Below are 20,549 nucleotides of genomic sequence, written 5' to 3' on the forward strand. Positions count from 1 at the left end.
TCTACAAGTTAGCGATCTGACTTCAAGCCGGATTTATTGAACCACCGTTATTCCTCCTCCACTAACTCCGAATGAGTACTCGACTTCGACAATTACATTTAACTCAATATCGCTGTCTTCGGAAACTGGATGACGTTGCTGCCATTCTTCACCTGAAATGACTTCTATTGAGAGAGGCCGCCGTCTAACCGGTCATATACGGTTTTGTGCTTTCATCAATCACAATGGCCTTTGCTTCACCTAACCGGGTCGTGATGACCGGAGTCCCAGCTAGATACCCAGTTTTGGCAACATCAGAAGCGGTTCTTCTCCCTGTTCAGAGCGATACGAGAAGTGCTCCGAGTCAACGATATCTCGGCGTTCATCGCCAATATCGACTATGTAACACAGTGCGTTCGATGTATCGACCTGTTCGACGAGAAATTCTGCAATATTAGATTGATTGGGGAGAGCAGTTCCGTAGAGACAAAGGCATCAACCCAGCTCTGAGTCGCGTTTGTAGCAATCTGTGATGAGATTTGTGAAGTATTGAGGTGTTGGCTCACATAGGGGTCATCCACAAAAACACGCTTCGGATAAGAAGGCCGACCCAACACGTACGACTCGATCACTACACCATCTGGCGCTTCGTCCTGTCTTCCTATCCATCCAAGTGAATCAAACACTTTGCGAAGCTCGAAGCTTGACAATGTTTCCGTACTCAAACTTTCTCGGAATTGGGTCTTCCGGGATTCGGTATCTCCGTGTCCCGAAGGGTTTCCTCCCAGTTTGCCTCAGCTTCTGTTTCTCGTTGTTCGTGGGCTTCGTAAAGGTGGTCTACAGCCATCTCGATGTCTTCATTACTGAAAGGGGCGACAGGAACTCTTGGAAGATATCTTTTCCTCGAAGTTGCTCTATTTTCTCTAAGATCCGTGAGGTTCGGACCCTTAGAATATCCTCTACAGGGATCGGTTCTCATCTAATAGGTCAGACTCGATATCACCAGTCTCCAATAGAACTCGTACCATCTGGAGTAGATAGAACTCAAGTGCCCAGCCCCAGGTTGCGGAGCCCGAGGAAACAATCTGGCCGGCGAATCATCCATACGCCGATGGAGATCCCACATTTCCCAATAGCCCTCACTGCCCGTAAGTTGGAGGAACAATTCGGCTATGTTTGACGGGTTAGAGTAATCTTCATGTATCACATTTTCAGCAAATTCATCATATCGCTCATCGCTAACTATCCCTTCTAAGTGAAGATGAGTTATCCACGCCGACCCGACAAATCGGAGAACCTCAATCCGTTGGCTAAACTGAAGTGCAAGTCGATGCTTCCTGGCACTGAGAGCCATCTTGTCTCGCAATTCATTCAAGGATGTCTCAGTAGAATCATCTTGGCTGGCCCTTGAGCGGATGTCAATATTGTAGTTGACCAGATCTGCCTCAAACCCTTCTGGTCTCAGCAGTAGACTTGAGAGGAGGTCAAGAATAGTTTCACTGGGCTCAATGATTCCATTCTTAGGTGGATCACGAACGATCCGCCTGACTTGAGTGAATAATTCGTCAAATTGGAACTCAATATTCTGGAGGTCGGTAGGAGTCTCTGCATCATCAAGAGCACCTATTGTCGACTGGAATATTGACCGAAGATTTGACTCGGTCTTCTCCAAAACACTCTCATTCACCCTGTCAGAAAGAGTCTGGTGTAGGTATTGGTCAATAGCAACGGATAGTAGATCACTAAATACATTTTTATGGTTGCTGTTCCATCCAGTGAACACACCGCGCCAAGCGTGTCGATGAACCAGTACTATACACTCTGGATTTGGTGAGGTAGTACAGGAATCGTGGACGCTTCTATAGAAGTTTGTAAACTCGCCAATAAGGGACGTGTCTTGGGGGAAATCAGAGATATTCTCAGGAGAAGTCTTCTCACTGTAATGCTCAAGGAGAGACTCAACATGGTCGAGTTGCTCTTCTAGGTCCTTTGCTGATCCCCGATTGGCAGCCGATTTCGACTTCTCTAAATAGTACTCGACCGCATTTTGAAAATCAGACATCATTCCACCTCGTGGATTCTCGGGTTATGATCGCTTTCTCGAGTAAATGACTAAGCAGTGCTTCCTCAATCTGACCGAGGTCTTTATCGACGGTAAGTAGAGTCCGTTGACCAAGTTCATCACCAAGCCTCGGAGCTACGAGAATGTCAGTATTCAAGGCCTTTGCGAATTGAAAAACTTGTTTTAAGCGTCTCAGATTGAAATCAGAGATCTCACCATCTTTATTCACTGCGTCTCCTTGGATTCTGGTGCCTCTTAGACCTGGTGAATACTGGCTTTCCGGATACTCGGAGATATGCTTTTGTAGCATCTCCAGTTCGATATCTTGAGGTTTATTTGAATTGACTATTTCGTCTATCCCTGTTAATCCTCGTCTTTCCACGGCATTCCCAATTCCCTCATCTAAGATTATAGATGAGATTCGGCCGTAGAGGACTAAGACAAAGGCGAGAGTCACGAGAAATAGCGCAGGAACCGCTCCACGGAGGGTGCCAAATAACACTGTGTCTGCGTTCGAACCTACAGCGCCGTCTGGTGGGAGAAGAACCGAGGATACAGCCATCACGCCGTTAGCGAGGACTGAGAAGGAGATGATCTGAACACCTCGAGTATCAGTAACTGCTACTTGAGCACCGAACTGAGTCGTATCTTCGTCTGAGATGAACTCGTAGAGAAACACGATACCGATGAATGCTATGCTAATTATCGCTGCATGTGCTTGCCAGAGCGCTCGATAATCCCCATTGGAAATGTACTGAATCGGTATTCCATCGAAATGCAGGAGTATGATATTATTCCCCAAGAGGAGGGCATTTCCGAAGCAGAGGGAGATGATTACGGCGATTAGAATGAATGCTCTAAATGCTGGGGCTCTCCATGAGCGGATGCCTGTGAGATGTGGAGAAATTCTCTTCTCAACATGACGGTGCCATAACGAGCGGTACAACTCTGCTGTGCCAGCGCGCCTTTTGAATAATTGAAACCGCAGAGAATCCTTCTCGGCTAATCCCAGTTTTCGGCATATAAGAGGGAACATAGTGGTAGTCGAAGATTAGACCGAATAAAACTAACTCTCTGTGGAAATGACCTATCAAGAACCTACATGCCATTCTTCTCGGCAGCAAGTGTGTTAAACTCACTCTCTATATCTTGCTGCCAATTCGCACCAATGTCAGTTCTTCTATGATTATTTCACCAGATTAGGCAACTGTACTTCTGCGGTTTAGCGTAGAGGGCGATTTGGCTCCGTTTACCACCTTGCGGAGAGCATCTCTACGCATCGTCTGTGCCGTTTCAGCGGTTTTGTCTCCCTGACACGGCGGTGTTCAGATAAGCACTGAAAGGTGAGGAACGGCATTTTCGAAGTGTTCTATGCCCAAAAACGCCGTCCTCAACGACTCTTTGGACGAGATCGAGTTAGGTTTTGTGGAGCGAGAAGCAACACCGCGGCTGTTGATGAAGCTCAGTATTCAGCTGCATCTTGCTGGTCTCTCGCTTTCGAATACTGTTTCGATTCTTGAATTGTTCGGTGTCGACCGCGTCAAATCGACCGTTCACAACTGGGTTCATAAGGCTGATCTACAGCCTGAGGACGGACACTCGCCGGATCACGTCGCGGTCGACGAGACCGTGATCCAACTGAATGACGAACGCTACTGGCTGTACGCTGCTGTCGACCCAGAAACCAACGAACTACTGCATACGAAGCTTGAACCGACGAGAACGAACGTGCTCGCTCACGCGTTCTTCACGGAACTACGCGAGAAGCACGACGTCGACGACGCCGTGTTCCTCGTCGACGGTGCGACGCCGCTGAAAGACGCCTGCACCCGTCACGGCCTCGATTTCCGCTACGAGAAACATGGAAATCGCAACAGCGTCGAACGTGTCTTTCGAGAGGTAAAACGCAGAACTACCGCTTTCTCGAACTGTTTCAGTCACGCAAGCGCAGAAACTGCTGACGAGTGGCTCAAATCGTTCGCCTTCGCATGGAATCAGCTAATCTGAACGCGACCCCTGACACCGGTTCAGCAGGTGATGTCTCTTGGTCGTGGAAGCCTTCCTCACTCTTCGCTCGTAATCGATAGACGCGACCGACGCCACTGGTGATCGTGCTACTCATTCAAATTAAACCGCAGAAGTACAGGCAAGAGTCACCACTGAACAGCCGTGTATCCCGTAGAGCCGCAATTTTTTGTCTCCCCCATGGGTGGGGAAGTTCCAGATATGAGCGCGAAACTGTCTCAGGAGACTGCACCACAGTACAGTTGCCCGAATTGCGGTTGCACGAAGGCGCGAGACTACGGAAACGACGGTACAAGAGAATGCTCTGGATGCGGACGCGACGCTACCCCAGACCGGAAGAGCTACCGTGCAATTTTGGATCCAAGCAAAATCACACCTGAGTCAGTTGATGCACCTGCTAACCACCCAGAAGCACATCTGCCCGAAGCGTTGCCAGACGGCCACAACTACTGATTCTAGCACCTGATTTTGTGACTCCCGGTGGGGCGAGGGAGACAGATGACTACTGCACAGACTGAGCGGACCCGTGGCCGCTTCGTACTCATCGGATGCGGCGACGCGAAAACCGACGATCCAGCTGAGGCACGCAACCTCTACACTTCGTCGTACTTCGCGGTCAAGCGATCATATGCTGAGGCGGCTGTCCAGTGGGCTCGAACCGCTGACCGACGAGCGAACACTTGGGCGGTTCTCTCTGCAGGACACGGGATCTTGATGCCCCGGCAGACGGTCGCCCCGTACGATACGACCATTGAGGACCTGCGCGGCGAACCCATCGAGGGAGAGCCACATTACCGGCTGCCGTCAGGGGACCCAGTTGAGAGCCGACTAGACCAGTGGGCGCTCCGTGTCCACTCATCACTGGGCGATTGGCTCCGGCGGCCATACGCTGCCGATCAACAGGAGTCCCCCTGTCGGGAGTTGGTCGTTCTGGCCGGCAGTGACTACGTTGACGCATTGCGTGAGCGCGGGATCTTCGACGGACGGCCAACTGCGATTCGGACTGGCCGGGAGACGTACACTGCTCTTCCCCCGAAAGCGACAGTTCGCTTCCCCTTCCAGGAGCGTGACTTCGACGGGATGTTCGACCAGATGGACTGGCTTTCAGACCGGGCCGAAGAACTTGAAGCAACTGCAAAGCCCGCTTGTCGAGCAGAGCTTTCAGCCTTCGACGGCGGCTTTGAGCGCGAGTCTGCTACGTGGCAAACCAGTCATAGCGGCGTCGACGTCGAGGGAACCGAGCAGGCTGGGTTGGATGCGTTCGAGAACGTCCCTGAGCGGTTCCTTGCCACGAGGCAGACGAGTCTTGAAACTGACGGCGGGGAGGGAGGGCAAAATGGATAGCACGCAAACCTGCGATATCGACCGAGATGCGGATATCCACGTCGACGCGCCACTGGACCGAGAGGTGATCCGGATGACAGAGACTGGCTTTCTGGCTGTTTGTTCGGACAACCACTGTTCTTGGCAAGGACTGTTCCCAACCCGGGAGATGGCAGCCGAAGCAGTAGAGACCCACATCGAGCGAGCCCGGCGGTCTCCGGATTACAAGTACCACTTCGGCCAGCAAAACCCGTACGTCGTGGAGCTGATCGACGATTCCACAGCACGGATCTGCCCAGATCAAGAGCTAGATCTCCTTGAGCCGTGGAACTCCCATCGCGACGGACAGCGACTTTCCCGGTCGGAAGCCACTCGAACGCCGCTCGGGGAGCAACTGCATCGTGGGGACCTCATTGACTGCCACGGGCCCGGTGACGCGATGGTGCTACAAATCTCGCAAACTCGAGCGTTTGGCTTGCCGGCGTTTAGCATCATCTACGTCTCGCCCGACAGCGAGCCAAACAAGGACGGCAGCTACAGCGACGATGACCACCGATATCTGAATAATTACGTGGCTCGCAACGGCGAAGCGGTGAGCGTTCCAATGGCTGACCGGCTGTCGTTCCGTGGACAGACCAACGCCCAGAGCGACCTGAAACGGTGGTCATCGTCTTAACGGTCGTTGCGAATACGGCTGTCTTATTCACGAGATTGTGACAGAGCTTTCGGTCAATACAGCCCAAGAATTAAACGTCAAGTTTAGTGGCAGACACACCAAGTTTGGAGTCTATACCTGGGAGGAAATCACTAGCAGACCCCTAATGGGGGATTTTACACACACACCAGATTTGGAGTCGAGATATCTCAATATGAGTGTGCTTGAGTCCCGCGCTTACGGAAGCTGTACTTACTGTGCTGTCTCATCTTTCCTTTCCTTTCAAATTCTAGTTAGACTAGACTAGAAGGAGACACCAGATTTGGAGTCCAGCCACATCCGTAAACATACTTCGAGAGCTTGTCCCCAGCCTCTCGCGTTTCTGGACTCCAAATCCGGTGTGTGTGTTGACCGCTTCTTACCCAACTCCTAGAATAGACTTCAGATATGGACACCCAGTATCGACTCTTATCCAATCTTCCACAGAGATGTCTCATCAACAGCAGAATCTGAGGACCTTTTGACTGCATTTTGATGGCATATGATACAACCACCCAGTACACTCCAAATCCAGTGTGTTCCGATAGATTTGGAGTCAATTGAATATCCAATAGAATTAGTGATGAGGAGCTAAAACTACCATCTTCACTCCAAACTAGGTCCATAGGTTTTTGTGCCATCAATAAGATATGCGAGATATGCCAGATGCAGGGGACCGAGGGGGCGACCCCCTTTTCGACGCTCCTGTCGTGGAGCATCGGAACGAGATTTTCAAGAACCGAGACCTCGTCGACACGGATCACGTCCCTGACGCCGACCGCATTATAGGCCGTGACGAACAAATTGAACAGGTAGCTCACGAGATTGGGGCTCTTGTTGTTGGTGAACCGGCCAGCTCGGTGCTGATCTTCGGAAAAACGGGAACAGGAAAGTCGCTTGTCGCTAAACATGTAATGGGCAGAGTCGAAGCAGAGGCTGACCGTCGTGGTGTCAGTGTTGGAACTGCCTATATAAACTGTTCACAAACTGACGGTCCTGCCCGAGTCCCGCGCAATATTGGCCGTCGCATCAACCCTCCTGAAAGCGGCGTCAAATTCCCGTCCCGCGGTATTTCGACTGATGAATACTATGAGCGGCTATGGTCGATCCTTAACCAGCACTACGATGGTGTTGCCATTACGCTCGACGAAGTCGACAGACTTCGCGATGATTCCCCACTGATGATTCTTTCTCGGGCTCGAGAAAATGGTTCAATAGATATACCCATTAGTATCGTGGCAATCTCGAACAAGATCGACTACCGGAATCAGATGAACGAGCGGACAAAAAGTTCGTTCGGCCATCGAGAGTACGTGTTTGACCCATACGATGCCAACCAATTACGGGAGATTCTTAGGAACCGATCAGACGCCTTCCACGAAGGGGTGATTGAGGAGGGAGTCATCCCCCGGGTGGCAGCTCTCGCTGCGAAAGAACATGGCGACGCCCGAAAGGGTATTGAACTGTTGTTTTCACTCGGCAAATACGCCATACGAAACGGTTATGATACTATCTCAGAAGAAGATGTTCCAAAAGTACGCGAGATGGCTGAAGCTGAACGGCTTCGCGACCTTATTACGGGCTTGCCAGCCCATTCCCAGCATGTTATCGGAGCACTCGCAGCGCTTACAATTAGTAATTCTGATGAAGGGTGGTTCCGGACCTCGCAGGTATTAGATGCATACGAAAAACTCTGCAATGAGCACGCTGTCGATCCAGTCACCCATGAGCGTGTGAGACAACTTTTGGAGGAACTGTCATTTCTTGAAATCACCGAGTCACGGAACCAACACCAAGGGAGCAAAGGACAATTTAACGAGCACACGCTCAATAAACCCCCGGAGATTATCAAGCAAATCTATAGAGAGACAGCACCGTGAGCGACTGTGGCTGAAGCTCTTGGGTATCCTCAATAAGCACGCTCACTGACCGGTTGTTTCAGCCAGTTGGATGAACAAAGAGGCCGTATTCACAACCCTTAACCAACAGCCAGTTAGTATCATCGCTTCTGTTGGTTAACACGCTGTGTCGGGCGATTTTCTGTTCCTCTGGCGGGTGAGAGGATGACTACAACTGATCCGACTCAGACGCAGGACGGACAGCCAGACCAGCAAGCCGGCTTCGACTTCAGCAAGCCCAGTCAAGAGCACGAGATTGAGGTGTCGTATTCGTGGGGGTATGTCGACACCATCTACATGGACGATGACGGTGAACTCGTCCGCTCACAGGATACTGACGGCTACTATCGCAACGACGAATCGTTCGAGTGCACCTGCGGGGAGACATTCGGTTCCGAGAGCAAAGCAAAATCCCACATCCGAAGCGAGGGCTTCCAAGGCCCGCCGGTGCCGGTCGCCGGCCATCCAGAAGCATTGCGTTGGGACAACGAGCCGATGACCGACTTCGGGGGTAATGTGGAATTCATTCCAGATGTAACGAACACCGCCGCCAAAGTTGTCGACGGGGCTGACTACCTGATCGCGACAGCCCGGACGACACTGACGCCACCAGCGGACCACGAGTTCGATAGCTGGGAGCCACTGCAATCCGACCGCCTGTCGAACCACAACGGCGACTCACTGTTCTCGGCGCGGCTCTTGTCGAAGGCTATCGCGACGCTTTCACCTGGCCACCAGTACGTTCCAGACCGCTACACTATCTACTTTCGTGGACACACAGCACTATACTTGGAGGGGCCGAGGGGCGGCATCATCATTGCTGAACGACTCCCCGGCCTCGACTGAGACGGCGGTTTTCTGTTCCTCTGGCGGGTGCGAGGATGTCCACACACTCAGCGTCGAAGTCGTTTCAGCATCGCCCGCCAGCAGACACAGGGGAGTGTTCCTGTCCGATCCACGCCGATGGCGACCCGTTCACCGCACCTCTCGGGATTCGATTTGCCGATCACGTCACTGTCGAACCAATCGACAGAGAAACCGCAGCCGCCGTCTACGAGGCGCATCACTCATACATGGGGTCACTACCGTCGGTCAACCTCACTCACCACGGGCTGTACTTTCAGGACTCGTTGGTCGGGGCTATCACGTACCGGTATCCACTGATCTCGAAAAAGCGAATCCGGTACGGCGTCGACGGCCCGCTCTGTCCCGAGCCAGTCGAGATCGACAGCCTTCCAGCGGAGATTCGAGCGACCGCCCGGCGGGTGCTTCCGTCGATGGATACGCCAGTCGTTGACAGCGAAGTGGTATCCGGTGACTCGCTCGTCGAGGCCGCGCGGATCTGCATGGGCGTTCGGATGCCGAACCTCGCGTCGGCAGCGCTGGCCCGCTCACAGGAGCGATTCTTGCAGGCTGACGACCGTGACACTCGCTTCTTGTTAACGTGGGTTCGCTCGGACTACGATGGAGCGATGGTTCGAGCGCTGCAAGACAAGGGCTGGACCTGCACGGGCTACCGCGAGCCGGGCCAGGCAAGCAACCGCGAGGACAAGCCGATCCGTGAACGGTATAAATGGCGCTTTCTCTGCCCTGTGGAGACTGCTCGCGAACAGTCAACACTTGCACGGTGGTCTGCATGACCGACGTCCAGCCCGAAGCAACGGCTGAATGCTGTCGATTCTGTGGGGATAGAGCCGATATCCTCGGCGAGGCGTACACCTATGTCCGGTGGCCCAACGAGGTCGACCGAGAAGACGGCGTGTTCCGATTTACGATTTGCCGGGCGTGTGCGCTTCAGGACCGCGACAACGTCGAGCAGGCCGCTTCGCTCTTCCACGAGGCAGATCGAGACCATCTCCTTACCTGCGATGTCTGTGGCGCTGTTGGCTGCCAGTCTGCCAGTACTCGTCGTCCAGCAGCGGAGACGTATCGGCTCGCAAGCATCATCTCCTGGTCGGTGACAATCAACGGCTTCGACGGGGCAACACACTCTTGCAGTGAATGTAGTCCTATCCTGCCGGTCGACTGTGTGAAACGCCCTGACCGGACATACGACGACGGAGTGCCCCATCTGGTTGAACTACCGTTTGACTCAGGTGGGAAGACAGCAGGCGATGCTCCAGCAGACAGTACACAGGTCGAGATCGGCGGGTGGACTGGGTAGCCGGCGGTAGTTCCACGAAACTGATGGGTCTGCTCCGCTAATGAGCAGTACAGAGTATAGGTTTCTCAATCTGACTACTTGGAGAGCGAAGCGTTCGGGACGGTCTCCAGATACTGATCAGGGTTATCGTGGAAACAATCACCCACGACGACAGCGTCGGCACCAGCATCGAGAATTTCTTGGGTCTGTTGTTGGCTTTCGATACCTCCGCCGTAAAAGAGGACTGTGTCACTGAGATACTTTGCTGCGGCTTTCACGTCTTCGGGACCACCGTACGTTCCGGAGTACTCGATGTAGAAGATAGGGAAACCGTAGAAGGATTCAGTTGCTAGTGCGGCACCTGCTACCTGCTCCGAAGTATATAGCGTTTCGACACCAGACTCATCGGCTGCGTTCGAGTCGAGATTTTGAACGACATATCCTTCACCCATTATCTTATCCGAAATCGTGGCAATCGCATCACGTCCTCTGGATGCGATAAGGTCGCCTACGAGGGGGAGTCCGGCCCCGAGAATCTCTTCGGGTTTACTCCCGACCTCCGTAAAGAAATCCACGTGTTTTGCGACGAAGTTGTCACGATCCCCATTGTAGACCGCCGGTACCGAGAGAACGTCAACAGCCTCTATCGTTTCTGTGGAAACGTGGCTTGAGCTATAGGGTTCTTGAAATAGTGGGAGGTTCGGAAACTGAGTGAGGATCTGTTCGATAGCCTCAAGGGAGTTCTCTTTCGTTACGCCGTCGGACCCACCGACGATGACTAAATCTGTGTGTCCCAGAATGTTCAAATCCGTGGGTAATTCCTCCGCTGGATCAACCTTCGTAACGTGGGTGATGTCGTTTAAATCGACAGACATTATGTCCAAGTTCCAACCCGATATACAATGATTCCTACGGTTAACGAAGAGTTCTCGGAACAGGAAGTAAGCAGTCTTATTGAGCGGGTATTTCAGCCAGCACAGTAATCACAAAAATCCATCTACAGCGGCAGCAAGTCCCAATTTTGTGTGCCTCTGGCGGGTGAGAGGATGTCTCGAAATATGTCCTGCCGTCGTTCGGAAGACCTGTCGCAGCCACCCACCCCGAAGTTCGTCGAGTCCATCGCGACGACTGTTCGGGGGCAGTCCGGCAGCGCTGATGTTCAAGCAGTTGTCCTCCGTGCGGTGGCCCGGCGCTCAGACAGCATTGACCTTCCAGACATACTCGAACTTCGCTCGCTCCTGGACGTCGACGGCGAGCAGGTAGACACGCTGGAGGAACAGGTCACAACCATCATCAGCGCCATCGAAGCCGAACTCGCCGGTTGGGACCGACGGGAGGTCGCTGCATGAACGCAGGAGGGACGGCCACGTTGGGCGATTTCGGCGCTGGTGGCCCACGCTCGGATGTGCTGATTGACACACAGAGCACGGCACAGGAGGCCGCTGCCGGTGAGTGGGAATTTCTCGCCGCTGGCAACGACACAATCGGCTGGCACATTCCCGATACCGGGGCAACAGTCCTGCTCAAAGGTGGCGACGGCGGCTGGACGCTCGAACGGGCGACCAAACTGGTCGGGACACGACGCTCACTCGACGCCGGGCTGGAGCTTGCCAGTTCGTACATGGCGGATCAACCGGAGGGAGCGTCGGCATGGCGATGATTGAGCGTGAGCAGTGGCGTCGCGAGGAACGCCACCGAGTTGGAGCAGCACTGGCACGCGCCCGGTTCTGGCAGTCGGTTGCACCACACAAAATCAGCTTCTGGGACGCCGTCGACGAGACGCTTCTGGCTCACTACCCGGGCTGTCGGTACAAACGCAGGACGACACTCGATGACTTCCGAGAGGAGGATTCATGAGCGACACTCCTGACCCAATTCTTGATAAACTCCCGCCAGAGCGGTTGCTGGACGCCGACCATCTCCAACCAATCGTCGCCGGCATCAACTGTATGCACTCAATGGAGACGGTCCAGCGGTATCTCGCATACGAGAACAAGCACCAGAACCGGACGCCAGTGCAGTCTCGCCTTCGAGAGCGGGCACGCGAGATCCGTCGCGATGAATCGGATGCCGAGAAGCAAGCCATCGTGTGATTTCTGTGCCCCAGCGGGGTGAGGGGCGTCCCACAGAGGGCGCTCTGCCTACCGACTATGTGTGAAAACAAGACAGACGAGACGGCTGTACAGCAGTGCGACGACCTTGATATCGACCCTGATGCCGTGGATATCGGTGATGGACTGAAAACGACCGAGGGCACGTCTGCACTCGCCGTCGTCGGTGTTGACGCTGAAAAGGAGCGGGTGAAGGTGTATTCCCCGTCCGGTGAGCTGACGGTCAATCGCTGGGTGAGCATGGACCTGTTCAGCGTCCACTCCCCGAACGAGGACATCCAGACTGACGCCGACCGTGAAGCGTGGCTGAACGAGACGCTGCCGAAGAAGGCCACGCATATCGACGGGAACGTGTACCCACTCAGGTATGCCATCGACGAGGACGGGAACGTAATCGCGGAATAATCGAGGGGCCGTACCAGCCACTCTTTCACTCACTCTCACGCTCACGGTTCCCGAGCGCAAGCGCTCGGGGGACACGCTCCACCTTGGACCGGCAGGCCGGTCCGGCGGTCCCGCTTCAGGAGGTAGGTAAGGCTCATCGCGATGAATCGGATGGAAGGGAACGAGCCGCCGTGTATTTTCTGTGCCCCAGCGGGGTGAGGGGCGTCCCACAGAGGGCGCGCTGCCGACTGATTATGAGTGGAAACGAGACAGACAAGACGGCTGCACAGCAGTACGACAACTACCCCGATCCCGACGCCATCGTTCACTTTGGCGATGTCTCGGAGGAACTGGTTGAGTTGATCGAGGAAACGCTAGAAACGTCCAAGTTCCTGTCGACCTCTCGCGACGACCTGCCGGAAACGACGCTGCTCGTCGAGGCGGTCGAAAATGAGTGACGACCACCTGTTCATCGTCGTGGAGGGTGTCGGGCCAGCAGATTTTCCTGAGAACGAGGCGAGTTCCAACACGCAAGACGGGGCCGTTGCTCTCGCGAACGATATCCACGACCTGATTCGTGAGGAGTACGGCAAAGAGGATATCGAGGGCGTCATCCCGGTGGTCAATCCCGACGCCCACGAGCAGATGCAGGCGACCGAACTCTGACAGGCGGCGAAAAGGCAGTTCTTTAGCCATGATGCTGGCTGCAACGCCTGCTCAGTATGTATGCGAATTGAATGACCATGCCACCGACATCTATATCAGTATGAAAAAAGTATGAATCGGTATGCCTGAACACAAACGGAAAGTCGGAGATCGGGGGCAGGTGACGATTCCGAAGGAACTGCGAGACCGTCGTGGCATCGAAGGCGGTGACGAAGTTGAATTCGTCGAAGTGAATGACGAGATCATAATCAAACCGCCGACAGATGAGGAACGGCTTGCTGAGGGATACCGAAAGAGAGCCGAGCGGTCTCGTGAGTTGGCTGAAGAAATGGAAGAAGCATCCTCAGAAGCAACCGGGCATCTCGGTGACGCGCCCGGTTGGAGCGAGTGAATTCTGGAGTCAATTGTGCAGGTACGCCGCGGCGACATTGTCATTGTTGAACTGAATCCCACGAAAGGGAGTGAGCAGCAAGGGAAGAGCAGGCCCTGTGTTGTCATCCAGAACGATGTTGGGAATCAGTACTCGCCGACAACCATCATCGCTCCATTCACAAAGCAGTACACGTCTGGAGACACGTACCCGTTTGAGGTAGAAGTACTGGCTTCGGATACTGTCCTTGATCACGATTCAGTGGCAGACCTAAGTCAAATCCGGGTTGTTGACATCGACGAACGTGTAAAAAAGAACATTGGGTCTGTCCCGTCATCAGACATGGTGAAAATCGACTCGGCAATCAAAGATAGCCTCGGCATTTGAGCGAAAAGTTCCGTCAGTGTATAGTCTGCACTGACCACTTCTGTCTGAAATAGAGTTGCGCCTTCACAAACTCTAGTCACCGAATTTTCTGTGCCCCAGCGGGGTGAGGGGCGTCCCAGAGAGGGCGTGCCGCCTGTTATTCATGGCTACCACAGAATCCCGTAGCGACGCCAGCAGCATCGACGAGAGCGAACTGGAGGAGGCTGACCCGAACAACCGGACCGTTCGGGCGCTGACCGAAGTCATGACCGTGTTGGACTCGATTGGTCGGGCACGAAACGCCGACGACCTCTTCTTGGTCAACTCCGGGTCTGGCTCAGAGTACCTTGTCGACACTCGAACAGGGAGTTGTGAGTGCAAGTGGAAGCAGTACAACCCCGACAAAGAGTGCAAGCACCAGAAGCGAGTCGCCTTCGCGACCGGCGAGCGACCTATCCCGCAGTGGGTGGATGACGACGCCCTAGACGACCAGTTTGGACTACACGTTGATGGCGAACCACGGAAAGCAGTCGCTGACGGTGGAGTCATGGAGGTCCGGTTCGACGACGGCGGCGTCACGGATCCGACAGAGGACCCCTTAGCCGTCACCTCCGAAGACGAGCCACGCACGAAACGAGCGAAGCAGGAAGATATCGACGTTTCCTTCCTCGCAAAGCCCGGTCGCTACGAGGTTCACTCAGCATCAGATAGCCGGTACGAGGTGGATGTGCTTGAGGAGACGTGCAGTTGTCCCGATGTCGCCGAGCGATGCAAGCACCGTCGCCGGGTCGAGATCGAGATCGACGCCCAGCGAGTCCCCCGCCCGGATGGAAAACTGCCAGACGCCTAACCGGGCGCCACAGCGTGTTTTCTGCCCCTCCGGTCAGGTGAGAGGATGTCTCGAAATATGTCTTCACAAACTGTCCAGACAGCGTTGTCTGCAGCTACGCCGGGTTGTCCCGAGTGTGGCGGCGAACTCGACAGCACCGGCCGAGAAACGCACTGTAAGAACTGTGGCCTGGTGACCGACCAAGATCAGATCGACCGCAGGCCAGCGTGGCAGACGTACGACAAGGAGGAACAGAAGCGGACGGGCGCACCCCGAACAGCCACTCGGCACGACCGAGGCCTGTCGACGAACATCGGGAGCGTCGATAGTGCAGATATTTCGCCGAAACGGCGTCGACGGCTTGCTCGCCAGCGGCGGCTCCACGGCCGGTCGAAGTTCACCAGCAAGCGCGACCGGAATCTTGCTCACGGGCTTGGCGAAATCCGACGCATCGCGAGTGCGCTATCTGAGAGCAACGCGGTGAAAGAGCAGGCATCAACGCTCTTCAAGAAGGCCCAAGACAAGGACCTCCTGATCGGACGGTCGATTGAGGGCGGTGCAGCGGCCGCTGTGTACGCCGCCTGCCGGTGCAATGGCCTCGTGACGATGGAGACGGTAGCCGACGTTGCCCGGTGTTCTGACTCATATATCTGGAACTGCTACCGGACGTTCCTGACTGAACTTGACCTTCCGATCCCAGTATCGCTCCCGGTGGACTGGGTGGCGCGGATTTGTTCGGACCTTCCATTCGACGTTTCCCCGGAGATTCGCCAGCGAGCGCTCGAACTCGCAGAGCAGGCGACCGAGTCCACCGAGATCAACGGGCGACCAGACGGTATCGCAGCCGGCGCTCTGTACCTCGCCGGGAAAGAGTCAGACATCCGGCTCACGCAGGCGACGATCTGCGAGCCGCTGGATGTGCATATTACGACGGCCCGGCAGTGGTTCCAAGAGATCGAGGAGTATATCGTTGCGTGAGCGCTCGCGACCGTTGTTTTGCGTGCCCCGGCGAGGGTGCAGGGCGAGCCAGCAAGCACGTCCTGAGAGAGACATATGTCAGTTACTGATACTCCCGAATCAGCGACACAGAACGACTCTGAGGCTGTTTTCGCGTCGGCCCCAGCACTACGGTCGCCAACGAAGGTCGCATCGTTTGTCGAACGAGTTCTCGTCGAACTTCGCCATGAAGCCGTGGCTGCTCGGTACGTGACCGATCTAGACCGGGCTGGAGCGACGACAATCTGGTGCCGGGTCGAGCACACGCCGCTGGACGTCGACGCAGAGTACGTCCAGATTCGAGACGACCCCCGGCTAGGGGTTGGCGTTGAGCCGTGTTCGCAGGCGACGGTTCGAGAACGACTGTGCCAGTGTCTTGACCATGACCGGACTGGGCGCGTCGACGTCCGGCCGCTGGCCGGCGTCTCGATGAACGACTGAGCTGTGCTTCAGGTCTGGTCTCGCATCGGCAGGTCGAGATCGCCGAGGGCAGCGTGCTGGCGGAGAACACAGAGATGTGGGCAGACGGTCGTCGCCTGGAAGACTTCGCAGCTGCACCAGCCGGCGTGGGTCCCGTTGGGATGCTCGGCCAGCGAGCAGTTCACAGGACAGTCGCCGTCGACGGTGACGAGGAACAGGTCCGGACGGCCGCCCTTCGTTACGTCGACACTGGCATCGAGGGCGGCGTTCCACGTTGCTGACCGGTCGTCACGAATCCGCTGGAAGTCAAGATCACGGGTCCCGCTGGGCTGGCGGGATATCCACTGGTCTGGGGGCGAACACTCGCTAGTCGTAGTGGGGGACTCGGCTGTTTTCATGATGAGTCCTCGTACTAACACATATACTCTCAAATAGCAAAAAAGTTGCTGTAGAGGCGATACAGAGCGGATTTTGTGTTTCTCTAGTGGCTGAGAGAATCCAACAATGAGTAGTGGATACCGACGAGGGACTACCGGGCCGAAAAAGCTGAAGTGGCGCTGGAAAGATGAGACTGACAATCGGTCGCTGCCCCAATCGTGGGCCGACAACGGTCGCACAGAATCTCCCGAGGAGAACGAAGTGCAGTTGTACGCAATCCAGTGTCGGGCTGGGATCTTGCTGGAGTGGCTGGTCAATACACGAACAGGGAAGCTACTCAAGGGCCCGCTGAGCGAGAAGCCGGGGATTCGTGTCCTGTACGTTACCGCCGACGGTGAGTATGCAGTCCTGAAAGAGTTGGAGGCCCGCGAAATTGATGACAGTTGGAAGCCGCCCAAGCAGTTCGCCAGCGTCATCGCGAAGGACATAGAGGGGGCTGATCCCGTTCCAGACACCAGTCAGGACTACTACCGACGCTCGGTCGAAGACCTATACGACCCGTCGTAGCCGCTGTAGAAGGGTTTCTTTGCTCATGGCAGCGATTGAAATGACCGTTCAGTGAGTATGCGAATTTAGCACGTCACCCACTGGCTATTTACTCTTCTAACCCAACCTTCCGAACACGATGTATCCCGCCTTACAAATTGGTCTTGAGGGGTCGGGAAGTCCCACCGATTTTCTTCTAGCGGTGGTGATTTTGTTCGGTGCATTCGTCGTTGTCTTCCTGATTGGCAGGCTATTTGATAGCGTTTTTTGACGCTGCGAATATTGGCATTTCGCAAACAGCTAGCTGGTCGCTGTCTCCCCTGTATTGAACGAACCGACTGCCTTGGAAGCGGCCACTTGTCCGTGACCGACTTGCGCTCTGAAACCAGCAGGACTACTGAAACCTATCACCGGTTGAGGGTTTCAACAAGGCCAACTATCCCATTTGGTGTACTTTAACAACTAATAAGACGAATTTTTTCTAACCAGTGACCAGTTCACACAAAGTATTTTGGTTTTTTCGGAGGTAAAGAAATCATGAAGCGTCGAAAAATAATCACAGCTACGTTATCCGTAATATTCTTGTCTGGGTGTACTACTGATTCAAACGATCAATATACACCGAACAGTACAAGCACTGAACCCATCCCTAACAGTACAAGCACTGAATCTACCCCCTCAGCGGGAGATTGCTACCCACAGTTTTGTAGAGGAACAAAGCTTGTAGACGTGGTTGTAGACGCAGACTTTTCGGGTACAGTTGTAGTGGAAGCAGCATGTCGTGAGAGGAACTACAAACTCCAATCAGGTGACTCAATCACGATCACACGGAAGGCTGATGGCGAATCTTGCGATATTATAATATCTGCGAATGATCAGACAGTGTATAACCAGACTATAGCTGACTATGTATCTATTTCTCTTCGGGTTGGCCCAGATGGCAACGTCTCTAGATCATCGATTAAAGAATTGTAACTATATAAGATCGGTTAAGATCTAGACTCTGAATTAGTCGGCTGGTTTGTATGCATAGTACGTATTCGCGTAGAATATTTTGTTAATTTATTCCAGTCATATTGAAAAGAAGAACACTAATCCTGTAGATCTCGTGTCCTCTTTCTCCGTTCCCATCGCCATTTGGGAAGCTAACTAAGAACGGGTGTCCGTCGTGCTTTTGTTCTATTCTCTCTGGGTTTTTCATTAGTTGTACTGAGCAGCTCATTCCAGGAGTGGAATTCCCAGAGTGGCACTCTCCGGCAGGCCAGATTTTGTGCCTCTCTGGTGGCTGAGAGAGCATGGCTTCGCCACAGATCGACGTCGACGAGATTGTTGAAACGCTTGAGCAAATTCGCCAGCGCGGGCACAGCGCCCACACAGTCTTCCGAGACTGGGTCAACCTCATGTTGTTCGCACTGCAGGACCGAGACGATCTGTATCTGGAGATCGTCGACGACTATCGCGAGCGCGGCGACATGGACTATCCAGACGGACAGCGGTCGGTCGACCTCTTCGCCAAGGCGTTCGGCCAGCTCCAAGAACGGATGGCGGCCACTGACGCTGACGTTCTGGGTGCTGTCTACGAGGAATACGGAATGTCCAGCGATGCGTTCGGCCAGCACTTTACACCGCACTCTGTTTGCGAGACGATGGCCGAGATTGCCGGCGTTGGCGACGAGAGCGATACCGATGATAGACAGACAGTCCTTGACCTGGCCTGTGGGAGCGGTCGAACACTGCTGGTCGCCGGTCGAAAGCAGCCAGACGCGCTGTTTGTCGGGCAAGACAAAGACCCACTGTGTGCCCGAATGACGGCACTGAACTGCTGTTTCCTGAATCTGGATGCCTACGTTATCCAAGGCGACTCACTGACTGTCGAGTTCCAGCGAGCGTGGCAGACGTCGTACTCTTCGCTGGGTGGGAGCGTTCGCGAGCTAGACGACGAGGAGGTCGAGGAGCTTCACGAGTGGGTGACCGACGCCTTCGAGAACACGGTCGAGGCGGAGAACCAGCCCAGTCCAACGCAGGGGGCAGACACGGGCGCGGAAGACCAAGCATCTCCTGTTGCGACGTCTGTCCCAAGTGAGCAGGCCAGTCTGGGTGCGTTCGAGAGCAGCGATTGACGGCTGTTTTGTGTGCCCCAGTCGGGTGCGGGGCGTTCCAGTGAGAGCGTCCCGAGAAGACCCATGTCAGAAGAATCAGACACAGAGCCAGACACGGCTCCAGACTCAGTCGAAAAGGTCGAACGAACGGACTTTGGATGCAGTATGGAAGCACGGTTGGATCGAGGCACTGACACTCGCGATCAAGACAGAGTGACCATCAAGTCGAAGGGTGAGACTGCTGCGGAGACGATTGCAGAGTTCTACAAGCTCTTGGAAGAGTACGAGCAGGAGATCGGTGGCCGGCTTCGGGATGTTCAGCCCGAGGGAGACGAGGCAGGCGAGTAAGACGGGGATTGACAACCATTTAACATCAGATTTCAGCCGCTTTCGAGACCGGTCCTAGCCATCAATGCGTCTGGATTTTGGTCAATTTCAGTAAACTTAATGGCGCAAAGTTGTTAGTTATCCTGAGATGTTTGACCTCACCGGTTTTCAGCGTGATTTACTGTACGTGGTGTGCGGTCTAGACGGCCCACATGGCCTCGCGATCAAAGAGGAGATGGAGGAATACTACGAGGGAGAAATCCATCACGGGAGGCTATACCCGAACCTTGACACACTTGTCGACAAAGGGCTCGTTGAGAAGGCACAAAAAGACAGACGGACCAACATCTACTCAATCACGCGACGTGGCGAACGAGAGATAGCTGCTCGAAACGAGTGGGAACAACAATACAGAGCGGGTGAGCCTTCTGGATGACTTCCGACTCTGAATGGCCACGCCGCAGTCAAGATTGAGAACGTGGTTCACGCGGTCGTCTCAAAATACGATGAACAGGGTTATAAGGGGTAATTTACAGAGTGTGGCACCAGATTGGAAGACTTTCCAGACGGCGAAATTATCCGCGGTGATCGCAAGGAGGAGAGGGTGTGTGACGTACTCTATGACACGCTAGTATTAGACTAGTCTGCAGTCGCACCCCTCGTTGCCGCTGTAAACAATCGAGAACAGTTGCCTGTCTCTTATTTTTATGCGAGGTCATGTTTGTACACCCCTCATTGCCGCTGTAAGTGAATAGGTAAAGCAGCCACAGCGTGTTACCATATCAAGTTGATAACTCCGCGTAGCCACTAAATTAGGACAGGCATCATCAGTTTTATTATGATCTATGCTGTTTGGTACCGTACCACGCTTTAGCGTACTAAAATAACGACGCTTTAGCGTCGGTAGCGTGAAATACCGGTTTTCACCCCTTC

28 protein-coding genes are annotated in these 20,549 nt (G+C 54.3%); 23 read left to right on the plus strand and 5 right to left on the minus strand.

The window, feature by feature from the left end; genetic code table 11:
• Positions 1-700: 700 nt before the first annotated feature.
• From SG26_RS21305 to SG26_RS19245, 3 genes are read right to left on the minus strand one after another with little or no spacing between them, the layout of a single operon-like run.
• The gene (locus tag SG26_RS21305) at positions 701-958 is read right to left on the minus strand and encodes a hypothetical protein (protein WP_154020830.1); all 258 of its coding nucleotides are present in this window, start codon (positions 956-958) and stop codon (positions 701-703) included.
• Complete coding sequence (locus SG26_RS19240; RefSeq protein ID WP_154020831.1) at positions 959-2,041, minus strand: hypothetical protein; 1,083 nt, start codon at positions 2,039-2,041, stop codon at positions 959-961. It abuts the gene before it with no gap.
• A complete protein-coding gene (locus tag SG26_RS19245) occupies positions 2,034-3,077 on the minus strand; it encodes a hypothetical protein (protein ID WP_050038555.1) in 1,044 nt (347 codons plus the stop codon). The genes SG26_RS19240 and SG26_RS19245 overlap by 8 nt, the downstream gene beginning before the upstream one ends.
• A gap of 335 nt (positions 3,078-3,412) precedes the next feature.
• Here SG26_RS19245 and SG26_RS19250 point away from each other — a divergent pair, with 335 nt between their 5' ends.
• From SG26_RS19250 to SG26_RS19280, 7 genes are all read left to right on the plus strand, one after another.
• Positions 3,413-4,048 carry an IS6 family transposase gene (locus SG26_RS19250; protein ID WP_050038556.1) on the plus strand — a complete coding sequence of 212 codons (636 nt, stop codon included), beginning with the start codon at positions 3,413-3,415 and terminating at the stop codon, positions 4,046-4,048.
• A 516-nt stretch (positions 4,049-4,564) separates the two neighbouring features.
• Positions 4,565-5,410, plus strand: coding sequence for a DUF6884 domain-containing protein (locus tag SG26_RS19255; protein WP_050038557.1), 846 nt, complete (start codon positions 4,565-4,567; stop codon positions 5,408-5,410).
• Positions 5,403-6,065, plus strand: a complete 663-nt coding sequence (locus tag SG26_RS19260; RefSeq protein WP_008313597.1) for a hypothetical protein — start codon at positions 5,403-5,405, stop codon at positions 6,063-6,065. Before SG26_RS19255 ends, SG26_RS19260 begins: the two co-directional genes overlap by 8 nt.
• A 677-nt stretch (positions 6,066-6,742) precedes the next feature.
• Positions 6,743-7,963, plus strand: coding sequence for an orc1/cdc6 family replication initiation protein (locus SG26_RS19265; RefSeq protein ID WP_050038558.1), 1,221 nt, complete (start codon positions 6,743-6,745; stop codon positions 7,961-7,963).
• A gap of 183 nt (positions 7,964-8,146) precedes the next feature.
• On the plus strand, positions 8,147-8,827 hold the full coding sequence (locus tag SG26_RS19270) for a hypothetical protein (RefSeq protein WP_050038559.1): 681 nt from the start codon (positions 8,147-8,149) through the stop codon (positions 8,825-8,827).
• 35 nt (positions 8,828-8,862) lie between these two features.
• On the plus strand, positions 8,863-9,621 hold the full coding sequence (locus tag SG26_RS19275) for a hypothetical protein (RefSeq protein ID WP_050038560.1): 759 nt from the start codon (positions 8,863-8,865) through the stop codon (positions 9,619-9,621).
• On the plus strand, positions 9,618-10,145 hold the full coding sequence (locus tag SG26_RS19280; RefSeq protein ID WP_175055183.1) for a hypothetical protein: 528 nt from the start codon (positions 9,618-9,620) through the stop codon (positions 10,143-10,145). Before SG26_RS19275 ends, SG26_RS19280 begins: the two co-directional genes overlap by 4 nt.
• A gap of 74 nt (positions 10,146-10,219) precedes the next feature.
• Here the strand turns inward: SG26_RS19280 and SG26_RS19285 are convergent, their stop codons facing one another.
• Positions 10,220-10,999 (minus strand): heptaprenylglyceryl phosphate synthase, encoded by a 780-nt coding sequence (locus tag SG26_RS19285; RefSeq protein WP_050038562.1) that lies wholly within the window; start codon positions 10,997-10,999, stop codon positions 10,220-10,222.
• Positions 11,000-11,182: 183 nt separating this feature from the next.
• On the opposite strand from SG26_RS19285, the gene SG26_RS19290 reads away from it, so the two are divergent.
• From SG26_RS19290 to SG26_RS19345, 12 genes are all read left to right on the plus strand, one after another.
• On the plus strand, positions 11,183-11,473 hold the full coding sequence (locus SG26_RS19290; RefSeq protein ID WP_050038563.1) for a hypothetical protein: 291 nt from the start codon (positions 11,183-11,185) through the stop codon (positions 11,471-11,473).
• Positions 11,470-11,784, plus strand: a complete 315-nt coding sequence (locus tag SG26_RS19295) for a hypothetical protein (protein ID WP_050038564.1) — start codon at positions 11,470-11,472, stop codon at positions 11,782-11,784. The genes SG26_RS19290 and SG26_RS19295 overlap by 4 nt, the downstream gene beginning before the upstream one ends.
• Positions 11,775-11,981 (plus strand): hypothetical protein, encoded by a 207-nt coding sequence (locus tag SG26_RS19300; RefSeq protein ID WP_050038565.1) that lies wholly within the window; start codon positions 11,775-11,777, stop codon positions 11,979-11,981. The genes SG26_RS19295 and SG26_RS19300 overlap by 10 nt, the downstream gene beginning before the upstream one ends.
• Positions 11,978-12,217 carry a hypothetical protein gene (locus SG26_RS19305; protein WP_050038566.1) on the plus strand — a complete coding sequence of 80 codons (240 nt, stop codon included), beginning with the start codon at positions 11,978-11,980 and terminating at the stop codon, positions 12,215-12,217. The genes SG26_RS19300 and SG26_RS19305 overlap by 4 nt, the downstream gene beginning before the upstream one ends.
• Before the next feature lie 57 nt (positions 12,218-12,274).
• A complete protein-coding gene (locus tag SG26_RS19310) occupies positions 12,275-12,640 on the plus strand; it encodes a hypothetical protein (protein WP_050038567.1) in 366 nt (121 codons plus the stop codon).
• Positions 12,641-12,873: 233 nt separating this feature from the next.
• Positions 12,874-13,077 (plus strand): hypothetical protein, encoded by a 204-nt coding sequence (locus tag SG26_RS19315; RefSeq protein ID WP_050038568.1) that lies wholly within the window; start codon positions 12,874-12,876, stop codon positions 13,075-13,077.
• On the plus strand, positions 13,070-13,285 hold the full coding sequence (locus SG26_RS19320) for a hypothetical protein (RefSeq protein ID WP_050038569.1): 216 nt from the start codon (positions 13,070-13,072) through the stop codon (positions 13,283-13,285). The genes SG26_RS19315 and SG26_RS19320 overlap by 8 nt, the downstream gene beginning before the upstream one ends.
• A 121-nt stretch (positions 13,286-13,406) precedes the next feature.
• The gene (locus tag SG26_RS19325) at positions 13,407-13,676 is read left to right on the plus strand and encodes an AbrB/MazE/SpoVT family DNA-binding domain-containing protein (protein ID WP_007188968.1); all 270 of its coding nucleotides are present in this window, start codon (positions 13,407-13,409) and stop codon (positions 13,674-13,676) included.
• A gap of 15 nt (positions 13,677-13,691) precedes the next feature.
• Positions 13,692-14,042, plus strand: a complete 351-nt coding sequence (locus SG26_RS19330) for a type II toxin-antitoxin system PemK/MazF family toxin (protein ID WP_004966192.1) — start codon at positions 13,692-13,694, stop codon at positions 14,040-14,042.
• Positions 14,043-14,184: 142 nt separating this feature from the next.
• Positions 14,185-14,871: a hypothetical protein gene (locus SG26_RS19335; protein ID WP_050038570.1), complete on the plus strand. Its 687-nt coding sequence runs from the start codon at positions 14,185-14,187 to the stop codon at positions 14,869-14,871.
• A 57-nt stretch (positions 14,872-14,928) separates the two neighbouring features.
• Entirely contained in the window at positions 14,929-15,828 is a 900-nt protein-coding gene (locus tag SG26_RS19340) for a transcription initiation factor IIB family protein (RefSeq protein WP_050038636.1), read from the plus strand.
• Positions 15,829-15,903: 75 nt separating this feature from the next.
• Positions 15,904-16,287 carry a hypothetical protein gene (locus SG26_RS19345; protein WP_050038571.1) on the plus strand — a complete coding sequence of 128 codons (384 nt, stop codon included), beginning with the start codon at positions 15,904-15,906 and terminating at the stop codon, positions 16,285-16,287.
• Between the two features lie 8 nt (positions 16,288-16,295).
• On the opposite strand, the gene SG26_RS19350 is transcribed toward SG26_RS19345, so the two are convergent.
• Positions 16,296-16,664 carry a hypothetical protein gene (locus tag SG26_RS19350; protein ID WP_050038572.1) on the minus strand — a complete coding sequence of 123 codons (369 nt, stop codon included), beginning with the start codon at positions 16,662-16,664 and terminating at the stop codon, positions 16,296-16,298.
• 106 nt (positions 16,665-16,770) lie between these two features.
• On the opposite strand from SG26_RS19350, the gene SG26_RS19355 reads away from it, so the two are divergent.
• The 4 genes from SG26_RS19355 to SG26_RS19370 all read left to right on the plus strand — a co-directional run bounded on the left by SG26_RS19355 (position 16,771) and on the right by SG26_RS19370 (position 20,052).
• On the plus strand, positions 16,771-17,211 hold the full coding sequence (locus SG26_RS19355) for a hypothetical protein (RefSeq protein WP_050038573.1): 441 nt from the start codon (positions 16,771-16,773) through the stop codon (positions 17,209-17,211).
• 1,274 nt (positions 17,212-18,485) lie between these two features.
• The gene (locus tag SG26_RS19360; protein WP_050038574.1) at positions 18,486-19,310 is read left to right on the plus strand and encodes an N-6 DNA methylase; all 825 of its coding nucleotides are present in this window, start codon (positions 18,486-18,488) and stop codon (positions 19,308-19,310) included.
• A 63-nt stretch (positions 19,311-19,373) separates the two neighbouring features.
• Positions 19,374-19,637 (plus strand): hypothetical protein, encoded by a 264-nt coding sequence (locus SG26_RS19365; RefSeq protein WP_050038575.1) that lies wholly within the window; start codon positions 19,374-19,376, stop codon positions 19,635-19,637.
• Between the two features lie 127 nt (positions 19,638-19,764).
• Complete coding sequence (locus tag SG26_RS19370; RefSeq protein WP_008313475.1) at positions 19,765-20,052, plus strand: PadR family transcriptional regulator; 288 nt, start codon at positions 19,765-19,767, stop codon at positions 20,050-20,052.
• Positions 20,053-20,549 lie beyond the last annotated feature (497 nt).

Origin of the sequence: Haloarcula sp. CBA1115 (genome assembly GCF_000827835.1) — an archaeon.
In the GTDB taxonomy this organism is placed as follows: domain Archaea; phylum Halobacteriota; class Halobacteria; order Halobacteriales; family Haloarculaceae; genus Haloarcula; species Haloarcula hispanica.

Bases quoted from the DNA above. Each gene is read 5' to 3' on its own strand.
- SG26_RS19265 (WP_050038558.1), top strand. From the start codon at position 6,743: ATGCCAGATGCAGGGGACCGAGGGGGCGACCCCCTTTTCGACGCTCCT.
- SG26_RS19365 (WP_050038575.1), top strand. From the start codon at position 19,374: ATGTCAGAAGAATCAGACACAGAGCCAGACACGGCTCCAGACTCAGTC.
- SG26_RS19270 (WP_050038559.1), top strand. From the start codon at position 8,147: ATGACTACAACTGATCCGACTCAGACGCAGGACGGACAGCCAGACCAG.
- SG26_RS19250 (WP_050038556.1), top strand. From the start codon at position 3,413: ATGCCCAAAAACGCCGTCCTCAACGACTCTTTGGACGAGATCGAGTTA.
- SG26_RS19240 (WP_154020831.1), bottom strand. From the start codon at position 2,041: ATGTCTGATTTTCAAAATGCGGTCGAGTACTATTTAGAGAAGTCGAAA.
- SG26_RS19295 (WP_050038564.1), top strand. From the start codon at position 11,470: ATGAACGCAGGAGGGACGGCCACGTTGGGCGATTTCGGCGCTGGTGGC.
- SG26_RS19350 (WP_050038572.1), bottom strand. From the start codon at position 16,664: ATGAAAACAGCCGAGTCCCCCACTACGACTAGCGAGTGTTCGCCCCCA.
- SG26_RS19245 (WP_050038555.1), bottom strand. From the start codon at position 3,077: ATGTTCCCTCTTATATGCCGAAAACTGGGATTAGCCGAGAAGGATTCT.
- SG26_RS19310 (WP_050038567.1), top strand. From the start codon at position 12,275: ATGTGTGAAAACAAGACAGACGAGACGGCTGTACAGCAGTGCGACGAC.
- SG26_RS19370 (WP_008313475.1), top strand. From the start codon at position 19,765: ATGTTTGACCTCACCGGTTTTCAGCGTGATTTACTGTACGTGGTGTGC.
- SG26_RS19255 (WP_050038557.1), top strand. From the start codon at position 4,565: ATGACTACTGCACAGACTGAGCGGACCCGTGGCCGCTTCGTACTCATC.
- SG26_RS19300 (WP_050038565.1), top strand. From the start codon at position 11,775: ATGGCGATGATTGAGCGTGAGCAGTGGCGTCGCGAGGAACGCCACCGA.
- SG26_RS19290 (WP_050038563.1), top strand. From the start codon at position 11,183: ATGTCCTGCCGTCGTTCGGAAGACCTGTCGCAGCCACCCACCCCGAAG.
- SG26_RS19335 (WP_050038570.1), top strand. From the start codon at position 14,185: ATGGCTACCACAGAATCCCGTAGCGACGCCAGCAGCATCGACGAGAGC.
- SG26_RS19325 (WP_007188968.1), top strand. From the start codon at position 13,407: ATGCCTGAACACAAACGGAAAGTCGGAGATCGGGGGCAGGTGACGATT.
- SG26_RS19355 (WP_050038573.1), top strand. From the start codon at position 16,771: ATGAGTAGTGGATACCGACGAGGGACTACCGGGCCGAAAAAGCTGAAG.
- SG26_RS19305 (WP_050038566.1), top strand. From the start codon at position 11,978: ATGAGCGACACTCCTGACCCAATTCTTGATAAACTCCCGCCAGAGCGG.
- SG26_RS19360 (WP_050038574.1), top strand. From the start codon at position 18,486: ATGGCTTCGCCACAGATCGACGTCGACGAGATTGTTGAAACGCTTGAG.
- SG26_RS21305 (WP_154020830.1), bottom strand. From the start codon at position 958: ATGAGAACCGATCCCTGTAGAGGATATTCTAAGGGTCCGAACCTCACG.
- SG26_RS19280 (WP_175055183.1), top strand. From the start codon at position 9,618: ATGACCGACGTCCAGCCCGAAGCAACGGCTGAATGCTGTCGATTCTGT.
- SG26_RS19275 (WP_050038560.1), top strand. From the start codon at position 8,863: ATGTCCACACACTCAGCGTCGAAGTCGTTTCAGCATCGCCCGCCAGCA.
- SG26_RS19345 (WP_050038571.1), top strand. From the start codon at position 15,904: ATGTCAGTTACTGATACTCCCGAATCAGCGACACAGAACGACTCTGAG.
- SG26_RS19315 (WP_050038568.1), top strand. From the start codon at position 12,874: ATGAGTGGAAACGAGACAGACAAGACGGCTGCACAGCAGTACGACAAC.
- SG26_RS19320 (WP_050038569.1), top strand. From the start codon at position 13,070: ATGAGTGACGACCACCTGTTCATCGTCGTGGAGGGTGTCGGGCCAGCA.
- SG26_RS19260 (WP_008313597.1), top strand. From the start codon at position 5,403: ATGGATAGCACGCAAACCTGCGATATCGACCGAGATGCGGATATCCAC.
- SG26_RS19340 (WP_050038636.1), top strand. From the start codon at position 14,929: ATGTCTTCACAAACTGTCCAGACAGCGTTGTCTGCAGCTACGCCGGGT.
- SG26_RS19285 (WP_050038562.1), bottom strand. From the start codon at position 10,999: ATGTCTGTCGATTTAAACGACATCACCCACGTTACGAAGGTTGATCCA.